This is a genomic window from Methylohalobius crimeensis 10Ki (assembly GCF_000421465.1).
GTDB lineage: Bacteria > Pseudomonadota > Gammaproteobacteria > Methylococcales > Methylothermaceae > Methylohalobius > Methylohalobius crimeensis.
Map to the genome: position 1 here is coordinate 2,503,896 of NZ_ATXB01000001.1, position 19,191 is coordinate 2,523,086.

The 19,191-nt window shown below is 60.0% G+C and carries 14 protein-coding genes and 1 tRNA gene; 9 read left to right on the top strand and 6 right to left on the bottom strand.

Annotation, left to right across the window (positions count from 1 at the left end):
* Positions 1–2: 2 nt before the first annotated feature.
* Positions 3–1,586: a carbon-nitrogen hydrolase family protein gene (locus tag H035_RS0112300; RefSeq protein WP_022949275.1), complete on the bottom strand. Its 1,584-nt coding sequence runs from the start codon at positions 1,584–1,586 to the stop codon at positions 3–5.
* 155 nt (positions 1,587–1,741) lie between these two features.
* Here H035_RS0112300 and H035_RS19585 point away from each other — a divergent pair, with 155 nt between their 5' ends.
* Positions 1,742–3,523: a patatin-like phospholipase family protein gene (locus H035_RS19585; protein ID WP_022949276.1), complete on the top strand. Its 1,782-nt coding sequence runs from the start codon at positions 1,742–1,744 to the stop codon at positions 3,521–3,523.
* A gap of 33 nt (positions 3,524–3,556) precedes the next feature.
* Here the strand turns inward: H035_RS19585 and H035_RS0112310 are convergent, their stop codons facing one another.
* From H035_RS0112310 to leuS, 3 genes are all read right to left on the bottom strand, one after another.
* The gene (locus tag H035_RS0112310; protein ID WP_026596574.1) at positions 3,557–4,324 is read right to left on the bottom strand and encodes a hypothetical protein; all 768 of its coding nucleotides are present in this window, start codon (positions 4,322–4,324) and stop codon (positions 3,557–3,559) included.
* Between the two features lie 63 nt (positions 4,325–4,387).
* Complete coding sequence (locus H035_RS0112315) at positions 4,388–4,855, bottom strand: hypothetical protein (RefSeq protein ID WP_022949278.1); 468 nt, start codon at positions 4,853–4,855, stop codon at positions 4,388–4,390.
* A gap of 26 nt (positions 4,856–4,881) precedes the next feature.
* Positions 4,882–7,341 (bottom strand): leucine--tRNA ligase, encoded by a 2,460-nt coding sequence (gene leuS, locus H035_RS0112320; RefSeq protein WP_022949279.1) that lies wholly within the window; start codon positions 7,339–7,341, stop codon positions 4,882–4,884.
* A 97-nt stretch (positions 7,342–7,438) separates the two neighbouring features.
* Here leuS and H035_RS0112325 point away from each other — a divergent pair, with 97 nt between their 5' ends.
* The 4 genes from H035_RS0112325 to H035_RS0112340 are packed head-to-tail and all read left to right on the top strand — an operon-like array spanning position 7,439 to position 10,741.
* Positions 7,439–8,215 (top strand): ParA family protein, encoded by a 777-nt coding sequence (locus H035_RS0112325; RefSeq protein WP_022949280.1) that lies wholly within the window; start codon positions 7,439–7,441, stop codon positions 8,213–8,215.
* Positions 8,216–9,265, top strand: coding sequence for an ABC transporter substrate-binding protein (locus H035_RS0112330; RefSeq protein ID WP_022949281.1), 1,050 nt, complete (start codon positions 8,216–8,218; stop codon positions 9,263–9,265). It begins immediately after the preceding gene.
* A gap of 10 nt (positions 9,266–9,275) precedes the next feature.
* A complete protein-coding gene (locus H035_RS0112335) occupies positions 9,276–10,013 on the top strand; it encodes an ABC transporter permease (RefSeq protein WP_022949282.1) in 738 nt (245 codons plus the stop codon).
* Complete coding sequence (locus H035_RS0112340) at positions 10,010–10,741, top strand: ABC transporter ATP-binding protein (RefSeq protein ID WP_040574412.1); 732 nt, start codon at positions 10,010–10,012, stop codon at positions 10,739–10,741. The genes H035_RS0112335 and H035_RS0112340 overlap by 4 nt, the downstream gene beginning before the upstream one ends.
* Positions 10,742–10,985: 244 nt before the next feature.
* Here the strand turns inward: H035_RS0112340 and H035_RS0112345 are convergent, their stop codons facing one another.
* The gene (locus H035_RS0112345) at positions 10,986–12,074 is read right to left on the bottom strand and encodes a lysylphosphatidylglycerol synthase transmembrane domain-containing protein (protein ID WP_022949284.1); all 1,089 of its coding nucleotides are present in this window, start codon (positions 12,072–12,074) and stop codon (positions 10,986–10,988) included.
* Positions 12,075–12,130: 56 nt separating this feature from the next.
* Positions 12,131–13,147 (bottom strand): tRNA preQ1(34) S-adenosylmethionine ribosyltransferase-isomerase QueA, encoded by a 1,017-nt coding sequence (gene queA, locus H035_RS0112350; protein ID WP_026596578.1) that lies wholly within the window; start codon positions 13,145–13,147, stop codon positions 12,131–12,133.
* Positions 13,148–13,188: 41 nt separating this feature from the next.
* Between queA and H035_RS0112355 the strand changes: the two genes are divergently transcribed.
* From H035_RS0112355 to purL, 4 genes are all read left to right on the top strand, one after another.
* A tRNA-Leu gene (locus H035_RS0112355) sits at positions 13,189–13,275 on the top strand.
* A 224-nt stretch (positions 13,276–13,499) separates the two neighbouring features.
* The gene (dapA, locus tag H035_RS0112360) at positions 13,500–14,375 is read left to right on the top strand and encodes a 4-hydroxy-tetrahydrodipicolinate synthase (protein WP_022949285.1); all 876 of its coding nucleotides are present in this window, start codon (positions 13,500–13,502) and stop codon (positions 14,373–14,375) included.
* 10 nt (positions 14,376–14,385) lie between these two features.
* On the top strand, positions 14,386–14,961 hold the full coding sequence (bamC, locus tag H035_RS0112365) for an outer membrane protein assembly factor BamC (RefSeq protein WP_022949286.1): 576 nt from the start codon (positions 14,386–14,388) through the stop codon (positions 14,959–14,961).
* Entirely contained in the window at positions 14,958–19,064 is a 4,107-nt protein-coding gene (purL, locus tag H035_RS22230) for a phosphoribosylformylglycinamidine synthase (protein ID WP_022949287.1), read from the top strand. Before bamC ends, purL begins: the two co-directional genes overlap by 4 nt.
* The last annotated feature ends 127 nt before the right edge of the window (positions 19,065–19,191 follow it).

Here is a 19,191-nt window from a genome sequence, read left to right on the forward strand (position 1 = left end):
TATCACTTTCCCCGCCAGCGAACGCTGTACAAATCGTGGCGGCGATCGCGCAGGTTCTGCACGGTACCATTGTTGCGCGCCATTTGCAGGGTCTCGGGCCGCAAATCGGCAATCGCCACCATTTCCACGTTGGGGGTGGTGTCGGCGGCGATGCCGTCGCGGGCGAAGGGGAAATCGCAGGGCGTCAGAATGCAGCTTTGGGCATATTGAATATCCATGTTGGAAACATTGGGCAGGTTGCCCACGTTGCCCGCCATGACCACGTAGAACTGATTTTCCACCGCCCGCGCCTGGCCGCAATAGCGGACCCGCAAGTAGGATTGACGCTCGTCGGTGCAAAACGGCACGAACAGGATCTGCACACCTTGATCGGCCAGATGCCGCGTCAGTTCCGGGAATTCCGCGTCGTAGCAGATGAGGACTCCGATCGGGCCGCAGTCGGTCTCGATGGCGTTGAGGGTGTTGCCGCCCTCGATGTTCCACCAATACACCTCGTTGGGGGTGGGATGGATCTTGGGCTGCTCGTAAATCGCTCCGTCCCGCAGGAAGACGTAGGCGATGTTTTCCACCCGCCCGTTGGGCATCCGCGTGGGATGGGAACCGCCGATGATGTTGATGTTGTAGCGGATGGCCAGATTTCGGAGCGCTTCTTTGAAGCGCGGGGTGTACTTGGTGAGCGCCTCGATGGAAACGGCCGGATCCAGTTCCTGATCCTCGATGGACAATACCTGCAGGGCGAACATTTCCGGAAAGACCACAAAGTCCCCCTTGTAGTCGGCCACCACATCGACGAAATACTCGATGAATCCGAGAAATTCGTCGAAGGAAATCACCCGCCGCTGCATGTATTGGACGGCGCCGACCCGAATGGTGTCGGGCAGACGGCGACCGTAGCGTTTGCGGCGTCCGGTGGGCGTCTCCTCGGGCACCTTGGGGTTATGCCAGACCAGATGGACCCCGTAGCCGAGGGATTCTCGGTCGGCGTCGAGATAACGGGGAATCACCCCGATCACCTCGAAGCCGTTGCGGAGTTGAAACGACAACACCGGATCGCGCTGTTGCTTTTGCTGTACCTGCTCCACGTATTCTTCCACGCCGGCGAACCGGCGGATCCGCCGCGCCAGGGTCGGCAGGCGGCCCACAAACACGATTCCCTTCAATCCCAGATCCTGACACAGGCGCTTGCGCGCGTTGTAAAGCCGTTGCCCGATGCGATAGCCCCGATAGCGGGGATCGACGCAAACCTCCATCCCGTACAGCCACTCGCCCTCCGGATCGTGACGCGAGGCATAACCATGGCCGGTAATTTCCTCCCAGGTATGGGGCTTGAGCGCGAGTTCTCCACTGATGCGGAAAGTGGCGCAATAGCCCACCACCCGATCCTCCACCATCGCGGCGAACTGGCCTTCGGGAAAATTATTGATCTGGCCGATCAACGAGCCCGCCGAATACCCCGTCATTCCGGTGCCGGCATAGACCCGATCGATCAGGGAAGCGATCTCCGGCACGTCGCGCAAGGTGGCGTTGCGCACCTCGAGGCGGCTGCGGGGATTGTCGAGCATGGTGGGTTGTCTTTTGTCGGTCATGGTTTCTCGTCGATACTATTTCGCGCTCAATGATAGCGGGAATTCCGCGTTTGGCATTATGACCACCCAAGGGGCAAAGGGAAAGTACATTGCTTTTGGAATCCGACCGGGCGCAAAATCACAATCGCCATTAACACAATAACGAGGAGGAGACAATGGCGACCAAACTTGGCCTGGCATTATCCGGCGGTGGATTCCGTGCATCCTTTTACCACATCGGCGTGTTGGCGCAAATGGCCGAACAAGGCCTGCTTCGCCATGTGGAAGTAATCAGTGCGGTATCGGGCGGTTCCATCATCGCCGCCTTGTATTACCTGCATCTCAAAAAACTTCTGGAATCGAAGCCGGATGATCAAATCGAAGACGCCGACTATGTCCAGATCATGGAAACCATCGAGCGCGATTTCTTCAAAGCCGTGGAAACCAATTTGCGTATGCAAACCTTTTCCAGCTTCGCCGCCAATTGGGAAATGCGCCGCGCCGATTATTCCCGCTCGGACCGGATGGCCGAATTGTACAACAAGCACTTCTACCGCCCGATACTGAGTAAATCCGGCCCCATCGAGATGCGGGAGCTGAAAATCCATCCGCCGGGTTTCCCTCATTTCCATCCCCACTACCACAATTATTGCCGCAAGGCGAAAGTCCCCATCCTGATCCTCAACGCCACCACCCTCAATACCGGGCGCGATTGGCAGTTCACCGCCCGGACCATGGGCGAGCCCATGCGCCATGACGATCAAGGTCAATCCGACTACGAGGAAAGCGACAATATTCCCATTCGCCTGCGCCGTGCCCGACCCGGCTACGACAACATGGTCCCCCGCCAGCAGAATTTCACCTTGGGGGATGCGGTGGCCGCATCCGCTTGCGTCCCGGGCTTGTTTCACCCGCTCGCCGTCAGCGAACTTTACCGCGACGGCGACGACCCTATCCGAGTCCAACTGGTGGACGGCGGCGTCCACGACAACCAGGGAATCGGCGCGTTGCGTGACGAGAGTTGCACCTATTTCGTGGTCAGCGACGCTTCCGGGCAAATGGCGTTCGACCACCTACCGGACACCTCCACGGTACCGGTCCTGCTCCGTACCGCCTCCGTTCTCCAGGACCGGGTCCGCGGCGGAAATCTGAACCGCCTGTTCGAGACTTGGGGACGAGATCACGTGGCCTTCACCTATCTCCGCAAGGGACTCGCCATTCGCGAACTGTCCTGGATCGGTCCGAACGGCCAACCGGCCGAACCGGATCGGACGGTCGGTCCTTTCACCAAGGATTACGGGGTCGCTGCGGAGGTCCAGGAACGCCTCGCCGATATCCGCACCGACCTGGACGCCTTCAGCGAGGTGGAAGCCAATTCATTGATGCTGGACGGCTTTCTCGCCAGCCAGCAGGAACTGGCGCGTTTGGGGAAGGCACTCAGTTATCCCGAACCCGCGACCGGGGAGCCGCCCCAATGGCAATTCCGGCAAATCCGGCCCTGGATGGAAAACGGCGGCGAGGATTATCTGCACCAGCTCGAGGTCGCTCGATACCAGGTGGGCAAACCCTTGCTCTTGATTCCCTGGTTGTTGGCGGTAACCGTTCTGGCGGCGATAGTGGGATTGATTCTGCTGTGGCCGGAACTGATGGCGGGACTGAACTCGAGTCTGTCGGTGGCCGCCATCGTCGCCACCTTGGTTGTCGTGTTAATCGATTATTTGGGACGCAGACTGGCGCACCTGAAAACCCTGCACAAACTGGCGCAAGTCATCGTAATGCTTAAATATCTACGGACGCCGCTGGCATTCTATCAAGCCGTCAAGCGTTTCCTGCTCCGCTCCGCCCTGCCTTTGCTGGGGACCGTTTTCGTCCAGGGTTACCTGCGGTTCATCAATCCCCTCTTCCTACGGCGCGGCAGTCTGGAAAGGCTGAAAAAGGTCAATCCTATGAAAGACTGATCATAAGAACATTTCAAAAAATTCGGGCGCCGACTATCCCAGTCGGCCCATGATATCCGCCAGCGTGGGGGTCGCCAACCCCGCTTGGCGGGCTTCCGCCAGCACCCGCTCCAGCCGCAGCCTCGCGCTGCGGCCGGTGCAGCCACGGTCGGGACAATCCTCGATCCCCGCCGCCATTCCCGCAATCAGCGGCTCCCGCGGCAAAGGTTGACCGGCGCGCCATTCCAGCACGCTCAACACTTCCGTCGCCACTTGGCGGGCGAATATTCGGTGGTTTTGCCACAGCGCCCCCACCGTCCCGCCGACCGCCAATCCGGCGATATTGACGGTGAGAATGTAAAGGCTTTTCTTGGCCAGCTCGAACAAAAGCGCTTGTTCATCGGCCAGGATACGGGTGGGAATCCCCACCTCGGTCAGGGCTTCGGTCAATGCTTCAGCACCGGGACCATACACCGGCGTATCCAGAATATTGGTCAGCACCATCCCCGGTTTTTTTTCGAACCAAACCACTGCCACGGTGACTTCGGAGAGGCCATGACGCCGCCAGTCACGGGGCATCAATTCGTTCTGGAGCAATCCCAGCCGATTACGCCAGGGAGCCGGTAAATCCGACAATAGGGGATGGAGGTCGGCCTCGCCCACAGTCACCAACACCAAGGCGGCATCGGGCAGACGACGACTTTCCGAAGCCATGTCCGAACCTCGAACGATGGGATAAACCGGGTAACCGGCGCGCAGAAAACCGCGTGCGAATATCCCGCCCAATTCGCCGATGCCGATCAGAACGATAGGAGGCTTCATGGTTTTCATTTCCTTTAGGCGAATCAGTCGATAAAAGAGCAACTCATCGAGAACGACAACTGGTTATCCTTTCTCCTTAGTGTCAATTTCCTCCACGGCCACACTCATTTTTTGGAAAATTCCGAGACAAACGATTGTCAAAGAAGAGAGCACAATCAAAATGGCGGGATAAATCAAAAGCGTCACATCTTGATTGCCCGTCTTGAAGATATAGACCAACCCCTCCATTCCCACCGCAATGGATATAATGACGAATATCTTGGTGATCATTCGCCGGGCTTCCGAGGGCGAGCGCAGTTCCTTACTCTTCAAAACCTCTTCCTCCACCAAGTACTTGGCCACGTCCAGGACCGCAATGGAAATGATGATCGCCCCCACGGACTCCAAAAGTTTATTCACGGGAGAAGATATGCCCTTTATGGCGAGCATCGCATCGTAAACCGACCAGACCATGATCGATAAGGACAAAACCACCAAGCTGACGGCGGCGATCAAATACATAAAGGACGCCAGCAGCGTGAACAGTTTCATTCCCAATTCTATAATGGGATTAGCCTTCACGAACCCACAACCACATTCACCAGCCGTCCCGGCACCACGATCACTTTCTTCACCGTCTTGCCTTCAATAAACCTTTGTACGTGGGGCTCGTTCAAGGCCGCCTGCTCCACCGTTTGTTTGTCGGCATCGGCCGGCACCTGGATCTTGCCGCGGAGCTTTCCGTTGACCTGGACCACCAATTCGATTTCGTTTTGAACCAATGCGCTTTCGTCCACCGCCGGCCAGGGCGCGTCGATGATCATTTCCGAGTGCCCCATCAGTTGCCAGAGTTCGTGACAGATATGAGGCACAATGGGCGCCAGCATGCGCACGATGGCCTCCAAGCCTTCGCGTTTTATTGCCATGCCTTGGGCGCCGGTGTTTTCGAACTTGGCCAGGGCGTTGAGCAATTCCATGTTGGCGGCAATGGCGGTATTGAAGGTGTACCGCTTGCCGATGACCTCGGAGACTTTGACGATGGTCTGGTGAATCTGGCGACGCAGGTCCTTTTGGGCTTCGCTCAAAGCATCGGGTTCCAGTTCGGCGATTCGATCCTCTGTTTGAACGAACGCCACCACTTGCCGCCACAAACGCTTCAGGAAGCGATAGGCGCCTTCCACCGCGCTGTCGGACCATTCCAGGGATTGCTCGGGAGGCGCGGCGAACAAAATGAACAGGCGCACGGTATCGGCGCCGTATCTTTCGATCAGATCTTCCGGGTCCACCACGTTTCCTTTGGACTTGGACATTTTGACCCCATCCTTGAGGACCATCCCCTGAGTCAACAGATTTTTGAAAGGCTCGTCGCAACCGACCAGCCCGAAATCGCGCATCAATTTATGGTAGAAACGGGCGTACAAAAGGTGCAGGATGGCGTGTTCGATCCCCCCCACGTACTGATCCACCGGCAACCAATAGTCGGCTTTCTGTTTATCCACCATGCCTGCGGCAAAGTTGGCGCTGGTGAAGCGGGCATAATACCAGGACGACTCCATGAAGGTGTCGAAGGTATCGGTCTCCCGTTTCGCCGGCCGGCCATCGGAAGTGACGGTTTCGTAAAAAGAAGACTCGGTCTTGAGGGGCGAATGGACCCCGTCCACCGTCACCTTCAAGGGCAATTCCACCGGCAGCCGGTCCTCCGGAACCGGCGTATCGTCTTCCAGATAGAGCATAGGAATCGGCGCGCCCCAGTAACGCTGCCGCGATACCCCCCAATCGCGCAGCCGATATTGGCGTTTTTTGCGGCCCTTGCCGTGCGCTTCCAGGTAGCGGGCGATGGCTTCGAATGCCTCCTCCGAGGTCAATCCATCGAACCGGCCGGAGTCGATCAATACTCCCTTGGCGGTGAATGCCTCCTTGTCCAAATTGCATTCTTCCTCGCTCTCGGCACGGGGAGCGATCACCTGACGGATGGGCAAATCGTACTGACGAGCGAACTCGTAATCGCGCTGGTCATGGGCCGGCACCGCCATCACCGCTCCCGAGCCGTATTCCATGAGCACGAAATTGGCCACCCACACCGGCACCTTTTCGCCGGAAATGGGATGGATCGCGGACAAGCCGGTGGGTGCTCCCTTCTTTTCCATGGTGGCCAGATCCGCCTCGGCGACGCCGCTTGTCTTGCATTCGTCGAGGAAGCGGCGCAGCGCCGGATTGGTCTCGGCCGCTTGCATCGCCAAAGGGTGTTCGGGCGCCAAAGCCACGTAGCTCACCCCCATGACCGTATCCGGGCGGGTGGTGAAGATGGTGAACGGCTCTTGGCCGCCCTCCAATTCAAAGACCATCTCCACCCCTTCGGAACGGCCGATCCAATTGCGCTGCATCGCCTTGACCTGCTCCGGCCAACCTTCCAGCCGATCCAGGTCGGCCAGCAGTTCGTCGGCGTAAGCGGTAATCTTCAGGAACCACTGGGGAATCTCCAAGCGCTCCACCAAAGCACCGGAACGCCAGCCACGGCCATCGATCACCTGCTCGTTGGCGAGCACCGTCCGGTCTACCGGATCCCAATTGACCTTGGCCATCTTGCGGTACACCAGGCCTTTCTCATATAACTGAGTGAAAAACCACTGCTCCCAGCGATAATAGTCCGGATCGCAAGTGGCCACCTCCCGCTCCCAGTCATAGGCGAACCCCAGCCGCTTGAGCTGGCCCTTCATGTATTCGATGTTCTCGTAGGTCCATTTGGCCGGATGGGTGCCGTGCTTGGCCGCGGCGTTCTCAGCCGGCAGGCCGAAAGCATCCCACCCCATGGGCTGAAGCACGTTCTTGCCGAGCATCCTCTGGTAGCGGGCGATGGCGTCGCCGATGGTGTAGTTGCGCACATGGCCCATGTGCAGTCGGCCGGAAGGATAGGGAAACATGGACAGGCAGTAAAATTTTTCCCGGTCGGGATCTTCCGTGACTTGAAAGGCGCGGCTTTCTTCCCAAAGCCGTTGTACTTTTTCCTCGATGGCGTGGGGGCGGTAGTTTTCGTCCATTCGTTTTAAATTACCTTTTGGCAAAAATGTTAGAATGATTTGCTTTTTAAATATTTATAATCGTGTGATTTTAAACGACAACACGAGGCAGGTCTAAATGCGTAGGGTCATCTTCAATCAAAAGGGCGGCGTGGGCAAATCCACCATCACTTGCAATCTGGCGGCCATCGCCGCGGCGGAAGGCAAATCCACCCTGGTGGTGGACCTGGACATCCAGGGCAATTCGACCCATTACTTGCTGGGGTCGAAAATCGAAGATCCGGAGGAAACCCTGGCCAAATTCTTCCGCGAAACCTTGAGTATCAACCCGTTCGCCAAAAATCAAAAGTCATCGGCGCGGGAATTGATCCAGAGTACGCCTTTTCCGAATCTGCATTTGCTCGCTTCCCATCCGGAAATGGAACCGCTCCAGAGCCGCCTCGAATCGCGCTACAAGATTTACAAGCTGCGCGAGGCCTTGGAACAGCTCAACGATTTCGATTATATTTTCATCGACACCCCGCCGATTCTCAACTTTTATAGCCGCTCGGCGCTGATCTCGGCCGAGAAATGCCTGATTCCGTTCGACTGCGACGCTTTCTCCCGCGACGCGCTATACAAATTGCTCGAGGCCGTCACCGAAGTGAAACTGGACCACAATCCCGACCTGGAAGTGGAAGGGGTGGTGGTCAATCAATTCCAAAGCCGCGCCCGCCTGCCCCAGCAATTGGTGGAGGAACTGACCAAAGAGGGGCACCCGGTGCTGTCCGCCCGCATCTCTCCCTCGGTCAAGGTACGCGAATCCCACAGTCAGGCCAAGCCGTTGATCCATTACGCGCCCGAGCACAAGTTGACCGAGGAATTCCGGGCCTTGTATCAAGAATTGCACGGTTAAATGAGGTTGATATTGCGCTTTATCCCCACCCTGAAAACCCGATCGGAACGGCCGCGGAAATTCGCCCCCCACCGTCGTCGTCCCTGGTTGTATCTCGCGGCCTTGATGTGCCTGCCCTTCTCCGCCCACGCCGCCGCATCCCAATTGACCATCGGCGCCCTGGCCTACGGCACCCTCAATTGGGAATTGACGGTGGTGGAACGGGAAGGGCTCGATAAGCAACACGGATTCGATTTGAAGATCCGTGAACTGGCCAACCCCCAGGCAGGTAGAATCGCTCTGCAAAGCGGCTCGGCCGATCTCATCGTCACCGACTGGCTGTGGGTGGCTCGGCAGCGCAACCGGGGCTCCGATTTCACCGTCATCCCCTATTCCCTCACCCACGGCGCCCTGGTCGTCCCCCCCGAGTCGCCGATTCGATCGATTCGCGATCTGGCGGGTCGTCGGCTCGGAATCGCCGGCGGCGCCTTGGACAAAAACTGGCTGCTGCTCCAGGCGCTTGCCCAGCAACGGCACCAACTGAATCTGGCCGAGGATTCCCGGCCGGTTTTCGGGGCGCCGCCGCTGCTCAGTCAACAACTCCTTCGGGGACGCATGGACGCGCTGTTGACCTACTGGCATTACGCCGCCCCCCTGGAGGCGAAGGGTTACCGGCGTCTGCTCACCGGCGGGGATTTGCTCGAAGCCTTGGATGTCACCCCACCCATTCCCACCCTCGGTTACGTATTTCGGCAGACCTTCGCCGAGCGTGCTCCGGACACCGTGGAAGCCTTCTGGAATACCGCCTTCCAGGCCAAACAAGCCATTTGCACCGACGACCGCGTTTGGAGCTACATTGCACCCATGACCGGAAGCGAAGATTCCGATGTTCAAGCCTTGCTGCGCCGGCGCTATTGCGAAGGACGCCTGCAATCCTGGGGGGAGAGAGAATTGCAAGCCGCGGCAAAGCTGTACCGCTTGCTCCATCGAATCGGCGGCGAGCAACTGACCGGTCCCGCCGAGGAACTGCCCGAAGGAACCTTCTGGCCGGGTTTCACGCTCCCCAATTGACCGAATCTGCATGCAGCGTTTGGTTTCCATTGCTTCGCTGCTGGGCTTCATAGCGATCTGGCAAGGGCTGGCCTGGTGGTTCCACTCCCCCCTCCTGCCTTCCCCCGTCGAAGTCTTCGCAACGGTGGGCCGGGATGTGCAATCGGGGGAACTGCCCTATCATTTGGGAATCACCCTCGCCCGCCTGAGCGTCAGCTTTCTGATCGCCATGAGTCTGGGATGCGCCCTGGGGATCGCCATGGGCCGCCATCCTTGGCTCGATCGGGTGCTCGATGCCTGGCTGACGCTCTTCCTCAACATTCCCGCCCTGGTCATCATCATTCTCTGCTACGTGTGGTTGGGTTTGACCGAATTCGCCGCAATTCTGGCGGTGGTGGTGAACAAACTGCCCAACGTGGCGGTCACCTTGCGGGAAGGCGCCCGGGCATTGGATCCCAAATTGTTGGAAATGGCCCATTGCTACCGCCTCGGGCGCTGGAAAACCTTCCGCCACGTCGTCTGGCCCCAGCTGTACCCCTTCGTCATCGCCGCCTCCCGCACCGGCTTGGCGCTGATCTGGAAGATCATTTTGGTGGTGGAGCTGCTCGGCCGGAGCAACGGCATGGGCTACCAGTTGCACTTGTTCTTTCAATTGTTCGACGTCACCGGCATCCTCGCCTATACCCTGGCCTTCGTGGTGGTGATTCAACTGCTGGAATGGAGCGTACTCAAACCCCTGGATCGTTACGCCAATCGGTGGCGCCCATGAGCATCGAGATTGAAATCCGGCGCAAGGTTTTTCCCGGCCAAGACCGGGCCCGTCCCCATACCGCCATCGAAAATTTATACCTGACCCTGAGGGAAAATGAATTCGTCTGCCTGGTCGGACCTTCCGGCTGCGGCAAAACCACCTTGCTCAATCTGATCGCCGGCCTGGACAAAGACTTCGAAGGACGGATCGATTTCCACCTCTCCCAACCGCCGAGGCTCGGCTACGTGTTCCAGGAACCGCGCCTACTACCTTGGCGGACGGTGAGACAAAACCTGGAACTGGTCCTGCCATCCGATCACGACCCTGAAATCGTCACCGAACTGCTGGAAACCACCGGCCTGGCCCGCTTCCAGCACACCTATCCGAGCCGCTTGTCCCTGGGCATGGGCCGCCGGGTCGCCTTGGCGCGGGCGTTCGCGGTGGAACCCGATATTCTCCTCATGGACGAACCGTTCGTCTCCCTGGACGCGGCCATCGCCGAAAAAATGCGCCAACTATTGCACAAATTATGGCAGCGGCGTCCCCATACCATCCTGTTCGTCACCCACGATCTGCGCGAGGCGATCGCCTTGGCGGACCGCTTGGTGTTCCTGACGCCGCCGCCGACCCGAAGCGATTGGGAGTTCGTGCTTCCTCGGGCGCGACAAGTCCGCGACGAACACACCATCGAGACGCTCCACCGAGAATTGCGGAATCGAATGCAATTCCCCCACGCCCCAGAGTGAGGCATTTGCCACAACAATAGGGCAAATGCCTCACTTTTTCTCGCCCCCTCACGGGCCTGAAAGCCTGAAAAAAAAGCTAAACTATTGATTAAAAATAATATTTATTTTTTGGTACGAGGAATGCATAATATAAAGCGCATAACCTCTTCAACCTGGTATCCGGCGCCCTGCAATCTTTCGATCACTCCTCCTCTCTCGTCGAAAGACGCAGCCAACCGCACCTTCGGTAGGGCGCCGGCTTTTTTCAGGCAGACCCATAGACCCGCTTCAACCAGCGCGACATCATCGGCACGCCGATGAGCAGAAAAGGGTAATAACTGACCGCTCGCCATAACAAGGCCAACGGCAACACCAAGCCGAGCGGCGCCATATCCGCGAACATCAAGGTAAACCCCACTTCGGCCACGCCGGCACTTCCGGGAGTGGGAGAAACCACCATGACGATGAACAACGCCGCCTGCCGGGCAAACGCCAAGACATGCGCTTCCCAGGCCAACGGCTGAGTCGCGAAAGCCGCCAGCAGGCAGTTCAACACCAAGTAGCGGGCCAACCAGGCCGTTCCGGTCACCGCCCATAATCGGAGCCAAAATCCGGTGGAGCGGTCGCGCAATTCCACCGAAGTGATGAACAGATCGCGCGCGGTCCGCAAACCCCAGCGGCGCCAACGCTTGAAAATCCGAAACATGAACAAAATCCGCAACAGGCGATTGACCGCCCGGGGCCAAACGAACAGACTCGCTCCCAAAAGCAGAACATAGGCCGATATGGCGCCGTAAGCGCTCCAAAAGATGGTCAGCATGCCCGCGCTGACCCAATTCGAATCGATATGGGCCAAGGGCCGGAACACCCCCTCGTACCCCACCATCCATAAACCCAGCGGAAGCATGGCCAGATAGAAAATTTCATCCAATAGAATATTGGTGAACACGACGGCCGTGCCGCGGCCGATTCCCAGACGCTCCTTGACCAGCATAAAGACCGCCACCGCCGCGCCGCCGACCACCGAGGGCGAAACCGCGGCGAAAAAGTCCCACAACAACATGACCTCCATCGCCGCGCGCCAACTCAGGCGACGATCGGTCAAAATGCGCAACTGAACCATATAAGCCGCTTCGCGCAGGATCATCAGCAACACAGCCAAGCACAACCAACCGGCGGCACCCCAACCCACGCTCAGATTGTTCCAGGCCGACAAGAGCGCCGCGCCGTTGCGGCTGATATCTTCGTAGATCAGATACCCCGCCAGGGACAGACCGATCAGCAAAGGCAGTGCGATTCGCGCGGAACGAAACTGCAGGGTGATGTCTTCACGGCGCTCAGTGGCCAGATTCATAAGCAATTCCTCCTTCCGTGGGAATCAAAAGGCATCATTTCAACAAGCAATCGTTATTAACGGATGACGAACATGGCATCGCCGTAACTGAAAAAGCGGTATCCTTGCCGCACCGCATGACGATAGGCATCGAGCACGAATTCAAAACCGGCAAACGCGCACACCAACATCAACAAAGTCGACTCCGGTAGATGGAAGTTGGTAATCATGGCGTCCACGCAGCGAAACTCGAATCCCGGCCGGATAAACAGATCGGTTTCCCGCCGGCAGGCTTGCAAGCGTCCGCCACGCGCCGCCGATTCCAAGGCCCGCACCGCGGTGGTGCCCACCGCTATGACCCGACCACCGCGAGACCGGGCTTGTTCCACCGCCGTTACCGTTTCTTCTCCCACTTCGAAATACTCTCGATGCATCCGATGCCGATCGGGATCGACCACCCGCACCGGCTGGAAGGTGCCCGCGCCTACGTGCAGGGTGACGTAGGTCATCGCCACCCCTTTATCCCCGAGCCTTGCCAGAAGCGGTTCATCGAAATGGAGTCCGGCGGTGGGCGCCGCCACCGCCCCTGGTTTTTGAGCATACACGGTCTGATATCGTTCCCGGTCGGCTTGGGTATCGGGGCGATCGATGTAAGGCGGCAAGGGCATATGGCCGGATGTTTCCAGCACTTCGATGACCGGGGCGTCGAAACGCAGCAAGAACAGATCGCCCTCCCGACCCTCGACAATACAGCGGTAGCCTCCTTCGAGTTCGATCCGCGTCCCCGCTCCGGGGGCCTTGCTGGCCTTGAGATGGGCCAAGGTGCGCTCGCTCGACAGTAAGCGTTCCACCAATATTTCCACCCGACCGCCGGTTTCCTTACGCCCATACAAGCGGGCGGGAATCACGCGGGTATCGTTGAACACCAATAGATCGCGGGCATCGATCAAGTCCCCGATATCGATAAAACGGCGATCCTCGATCCGGCCGGCGATCGCGTCCAGCACCAGCAAGCGGCTGGCGCTCCGCTTCGGCAACGGGGCCTTGGCGATCAGTTCGGAAGGAAGCTCGTAAAAAAAATCACGGGTAAGCATCTTTGCGGATTCCAAAAATTCCGATATAATTATCCGTTCTTGCCGAGGTGGCGAAACTGGTAGACGCGCCAGACTCAAAATCTGGTGGTGGTGACACCGTGGGAGTTCGAGTCTCCCCCTCGGCACCAGACACGTCAAGGGCTTGGGATTTTCCCAAGCCCTTTTGCTTTCCGAATGCCCGACGGGACAACCGTCCTGGGTCACCCCGAAAGCCATCCCCCACGCCTTTAATGAAAACTTTCCCAGGGATAGATACCAATGGCGATAGGCTATCACACCGCCTTGTCTTTTTCAGGTCGCCTCAGTAACATGGTCTATTTCTGGCCAATCTATTTCTTTCCCAGGACACGGCATGATCAAAGGCAGCATCGTAGCGCTTGTCACTCCCATGGATCCCGACGGCGGCTTAAACGAGTCCGCCCTGCGCAAACTGGTGGAATTCCACATTGAAGCCGGTACCGACGCCATCGTGGCGGTGGGCACCACCGGCGAATCGGCCACTTTAACCCACGACGAGCATCATCAAGTCATCCGCTGGGTGGTGGACCAAAGCCGGGGACGTGTCCCCGTGATCGCCGGCACCGGCTCCAACGCTACTCGCGAGGCCATCGAATTGACTCGCAAAGCGGCCGATCTCGGCGCGGATGCCTGCCTGCTGCTGACGCCTTACTACAACAAGCCCACCCAGGAAGGCTTGTATCGCCACTACAAAGCCGTCGCCGAGGCCGTGGCCATCCCCCAAATCCTTTACAACGTTCCCGGCCGCACCGCCTGCGATCTGCATCCGGAAACGGTGGCGCGCCTGGCGGCCATCGACAATATCGTAGGCATCAAGGAGGCCTCCCCCGATCCGGTCGCCCGGACCCGGGAACTCCAGCGCTTGTGTCCCGATTTTCCCCGCTACTCCGGTGACGATCACGCCGCCCGGCAGATCTGCCTGGACGGCGGCGCGGGGGTGATTTCGGTCACCGCCAACGTGGCGCCCCGGCTGATGCGCGAGATGGTCGTCGCCGCCCTGGCCGGGGATGCCAAAATGGCCGCATCGGTGGACGCCAAACTGGCCGCCCTCCACCGGACCTTGTTTTTGGAATCCAATCCGATCCCGGTGAAATGGGCGTTGCACGCCATGGGCTTGATTCCGCATGGCATTCGTCTTCCGCTCACTTGGCTGTCGGAGCGTTACCACCCCGAAGTGCGAAGCGCTCTGATCGAAGCCGGAGTGCTGTGACCGTCGGTCGATGAGGAATTATCGGCTGCTGCTATTGTTGGCGGCTTTGCTCGGCGGATGCAGCTGGCTGATCCCGGATCGGGAAAAGCAATACCTTCAAGCGCGTCAATTGCCTCCCCTCAAGCTGCCCGCCGATACCGGCAGCTCAGGCATGGGAATTCAACCGCCGCCTCCGGCGGTGCCCGTCCAGACGCCGCCGCCCTTGCCGACGGTTCCGAGCAGCACCGCGCCCTATATCGAGCTGGCCCAACCTTTCACCGAAGCGTGGGTTTCCACCTTGAAAGCGCTCAATCGGCTCCGCCTGGAAATCACCGAACGCGATCCGGACCGCGGCCGCATCGGCATCGTCCATACCCCGGCGGAGGAGGAGCTGGCCGAGCCGGGGGGTTGGTGGGAGGATATTCTGTATTTCTTCACCGGCGCCGGAACCTTGCGCGAGGAAAACTACCAACTTCTGCTTCAGCCAAGCGACGACGCCACCCGGCTCTACTTGCTCGATTCCAAGGGCAAACCGCGCACCGACCCTTTGACCATGGATCTACTGGAACGACTCAAACAAACCCTGGCCACTCTACCTCAGTCATGACTACCTTGCTCCAATTGGCGGGCCCCCGCGCCCTTTCCGAATTTCGACGGACCAAACTGACTCAGGACCTCCAAGCCCGGATTCCCGGGATCACCGCCGTGGCGGCGCGCTTCGTTCATTTTCTGGAATGCCGGCGGGCATTGAGCGCCGACAAACGCAAGGTTCTGGCGCGCCTGCTCGACTACGGTCCCGCAGCCCACGCCGGATTCGACGGCGAGTCCTTCTGGGTCGTTCCCCGCCCCGGCACCATTTCCCCCTGGTCCAGCAAAGCCAGCGATATTCTTAAAACCTGCGGCTTGGAGGCGGTGGAACGCATCGAGCGGGGCGTTGAATACCGCATCGCCGCCGATGTGCCGCTGCGGGACCGGCGCCAGCTGTTGCTCCCCCTCTACGACCGCATGACCGAAATTTTGCTGGCGGAGAACGAGGAAGCGGACTTGTTCAGCCACCGTCCGCCCGCCCCCCTAATCACCATTCCCTTGCTCGCCGAGGGCCGCGCTGCCTTGGAACAAGCCAACCGGGAATTGGGGCTGGCCCTTTCCGACGACGAAATCGACTACCTGATCGAAAGCTTCACCGAATTGGGGCGGGACCCCTCCGACGCCGAGTTGATGATGTTCGCCCAAGCCAACTCGGAACACTGCCGCCACAAGATCTTCAACGCCCGTTGGACCATCGACGGCACCCCCCGGGATCACACCCTGTTCCAGATGATCCGCCACACCGCCGAGTCCAGCCCCGACGGCCTCCTGTCGGCCTACCGGGACAACGCGGCCGCCATCGAGGGACCGGTGACGGAAGTATTCCTGCGCGACGCCGAGCATCGCTATGGTTACGTCGAGGAACCGGCGCCGATTCTGATGAAGGTGGAGACCCACAACCACCCCACCGCCATTTCTCCCGATCCCGGCGCAGCCACCGGCGCCGGCGGCGAAATCCGCGACGAAGGGGCCACCGGCCGCGGCGGGACGCCCAAGGCGGGGCTGACCGGGTTTTCCGTCTCCCACCTGCGCATTCCCGATTTCATTCAAGCCTGGGAAGCCCACGATCCCGGCAAACCGGGACGGATCGTCTCCGCCCTCGACATCATGCTGGAAGGCCCCATCGGCGCGGCCGCCTTCAACAACGAATTCGGCCGGCCCAATCTCGCCGGCTTTTTCCGCACCTTCGAGCAGGCGGTTCCGGGCAGCGATGGACGAGAACTGCGCGGCTACCATAAACCCATCATGCTCGCCGGCGGCCTGGGCAACATGTGCCGAGATCATATCGAAAAACGAGATATTCCTGCCGGCGCCCTAATCATCGTCCTGGGCGGCCCTTCCATGCTCATCGGCCTGGGGGGCGGGGCGGCCTCCTCCCAGGCTTCCGGCGCCTCGGCCGAAGCACTGGATTTCGCCTCGGTGCAGCGCGCCAATCCGGAAATGCAGCGCCGCTGTCAGGAAGTGATCGAGCATTGCCGGGCCCTGGGCCGAGACAATCCGATCCTGTCGGTGCATGACGTGGGCGCCGGCGGGCTCTCCAACGCGGTCCCGGAAATCATCCACGACTGCCTCAAGGGCGGCAAGTTCGAACTGCGCCGGATTCCCTGCGCCGATACCGGTTTGTCCCCCATGCAGATCTGGTGCAACGAATCCCAGGAACGCTACGTCCTGGCCATTCACCCGGACTCCCTGGCGCGATTCGAATCCCTGTGCGAACGGGAGCGCTGCCCCATGGCGGTGATCGGCTGCGCCACCGGCAAGGAAATTCTCCGTCTTCACGACCAGCCGTCCGATACCTATCCGGTGGATCTTCCCATGGAGCTTTTGTTCGGCAAGCCGCCGAAAATGCACCGGGAGGTGGCGCATGTCCCGCCCCGGGCGCCGATTTTCAACCCCCTCTCCCCAACCCCTCTCCCTGAGGGAGAGGGGGCAAGAATAGCCCCAACCCCTCTCACTGAGGGAGAGGAAGCAAGGACAGTCCCAACCCCTCTCCCTCAGGGAGAGGGGCCAGGGGTGAGGGTGGATTGGGCGGAAGCGGCGGACCGGGTGCTGCGCTTCCCCACCGTGGCGAGCAAAAGCTTTCTCATCACCATCGGCGACCGCTCGGTGACCGGTCTGGTCGCCCGCGATCAAATGGTCGGCCCGTGGCAGGTGCCGGTCGCCGATGTGGCGGTGACCGCCTCCGGCTTCCGGGCCCATACCGGCGAAGCCATGGCCCTGGGAGAGCGGAGCCCGGTGGCGGTGATCGACGCGCCCGCCTCCGGCCGGATGGCGGTGGGGGAAGCCCTCACCAACTTGGCCGCCGCCCCCATCGCGGACATCGGCGCGGTCAAGCTGTCGGCCAATTGGATGGCCGCCTGCGGCCACCCGGGGGAAGACGCCGCCTTGTTCGACACGGTCAAGGCGGTGGGACTCGAGCTCTGTCCCGCCCTGGGCATCGCCATTCCGGTGGGCAAGGATTCCCTGTCCATGAAGACGGTGTGGCGCGACGATCGCGGGGAAAAGACGATGACCGCGCCGGTTTCCTTGATCGTCTCCGCCTTCGCCCCGGTCACCGACGTGCGCGCCACGTTGACGCCCGAGCTTAAAAACGATCCCGACACCCTGCTGATGCTGATCGATTTGGGCCAGGGACGGAATCGTTTGGGCGGCTCCATTTTGGCGCAGGTGTATGGCGGGTTAGTGCCTGTGGACGTGGGGGAGGGTTCCCCCCACCCAACCCTCCCCCCGCTGGGGGGAGGGCAAGGGAGGGGGGGCGTCAGCACCTTTTACGGCGCCACCTCTAACCTCTTTGACTCGTTCACACCCGACTTGGAAGATCCCGAGCTATTCAAAGCCTTCTTCCAAACCATCCAGACACTCAACCGCGAAGGACATCTGCTCGCCTACCACGACCGCTCCGACGGCGGCTTGCTCGCCGCCGTGGCCGAGATGACCTTCGCCGGCCGTTGCGGCGCGGCAATCGATCTGACGCCTTTGGGAGACGACCCCTTGGCCGCGCTGTTCTGCGAGGAATTGGGCGCGGTGATTCAAATTCGCCGCCAGGATCTGGAGTCGATCAGAACGAAACTGACCCAAGCGGGACTGGGGCAAATCAGCCATGTGATCGGCAGCCCCGATTCGCGACAGAAACTCCGCATTCAGCATCAGGGCCGAACCCTCCTGGATGCCTCCCGCGCCCGGCTGCAACAGACCTGGGCCGAAACCAGCTACCGGATGCAGGCGCTGCGGGACAATCCCGATTGCGCCCGGCAAGAATTCGAGGCCATCGCCGACGATGCCGACCCCGGTCTCCACGCCCGTCTGAGCTTCGATCCCCAAGAAGACATCAGTGCTCCCTTCGTCCATACCCGAAGCCCCCGGGTCGCCGTCTTGCGCGAACAAGGCGTAAACGGCCACGTGGAAATGGCGGCGGCCTTCGACCGCGCCGGCTTCGAGGCGGTGGACGTTCACATGAGCGATATTCTGACCGGCCGCATGGGACTGGAAAGCTTCGCCGGCCTTGCCGCCTGCGGCGGCTTTTCCTACGGGGACGTGCTGGGAGCCGGCTCGGGCTGGGCGGCCTCCATCCTGTTCAATCCCCAGGCTCGGTCCCAATTCGAGGCCTTCTTCAACCGTCCGGAAACCTTCGGCCTGGGCGTCTGCAACGGCTGCCAGATGCTCGCCCAGCTCAAGGAACTGATTCCCGGCGCGAATCACTGGCCGAGATTCGTCCGCAACCGGTCGGAACAATTCGAAGCACGCCTGTCATTGGTGGAAATCCTGCCTTCCCCGTCCATCCTGCTTCAGGACATGGCCGGCTCCGTTCTGCCGGTGGCGGTGAACCACGGGGAAGGCCGCGCCCAGTTCGAAGGCGATCCTCAATCGGTCCTCGACGCCGGCTTGGCATCCCTGTGCTACGTGGATCACCGCGACCGGCGCACCGAAGCGTTTCCCTTCAACCCCAACGGCTCCCCCTTGGGGATCACCGGGCTGACCACCGACGACGGCCGCTTCACCATCATGATGCCCCATCCGGAGCGCTGCTTCCGTACCCTACAGCACTCCTGGCATCCGGCCGATTGGGGCGAGGACGGACCGTGGCTGCGGATGTTCCGCAATGCCCGGGTATGGGTAGGCTAAAGGCCTGTTGACATGCGCAGGGAATGAGCCGGAGAGAGCTTTCCGAGCGTGGATCGGGAAAACTCAATTCTTCGGCAAACATCGCCTTGGCTTCTATGCTGGATTGCGTGGTATGAGGCCATACATG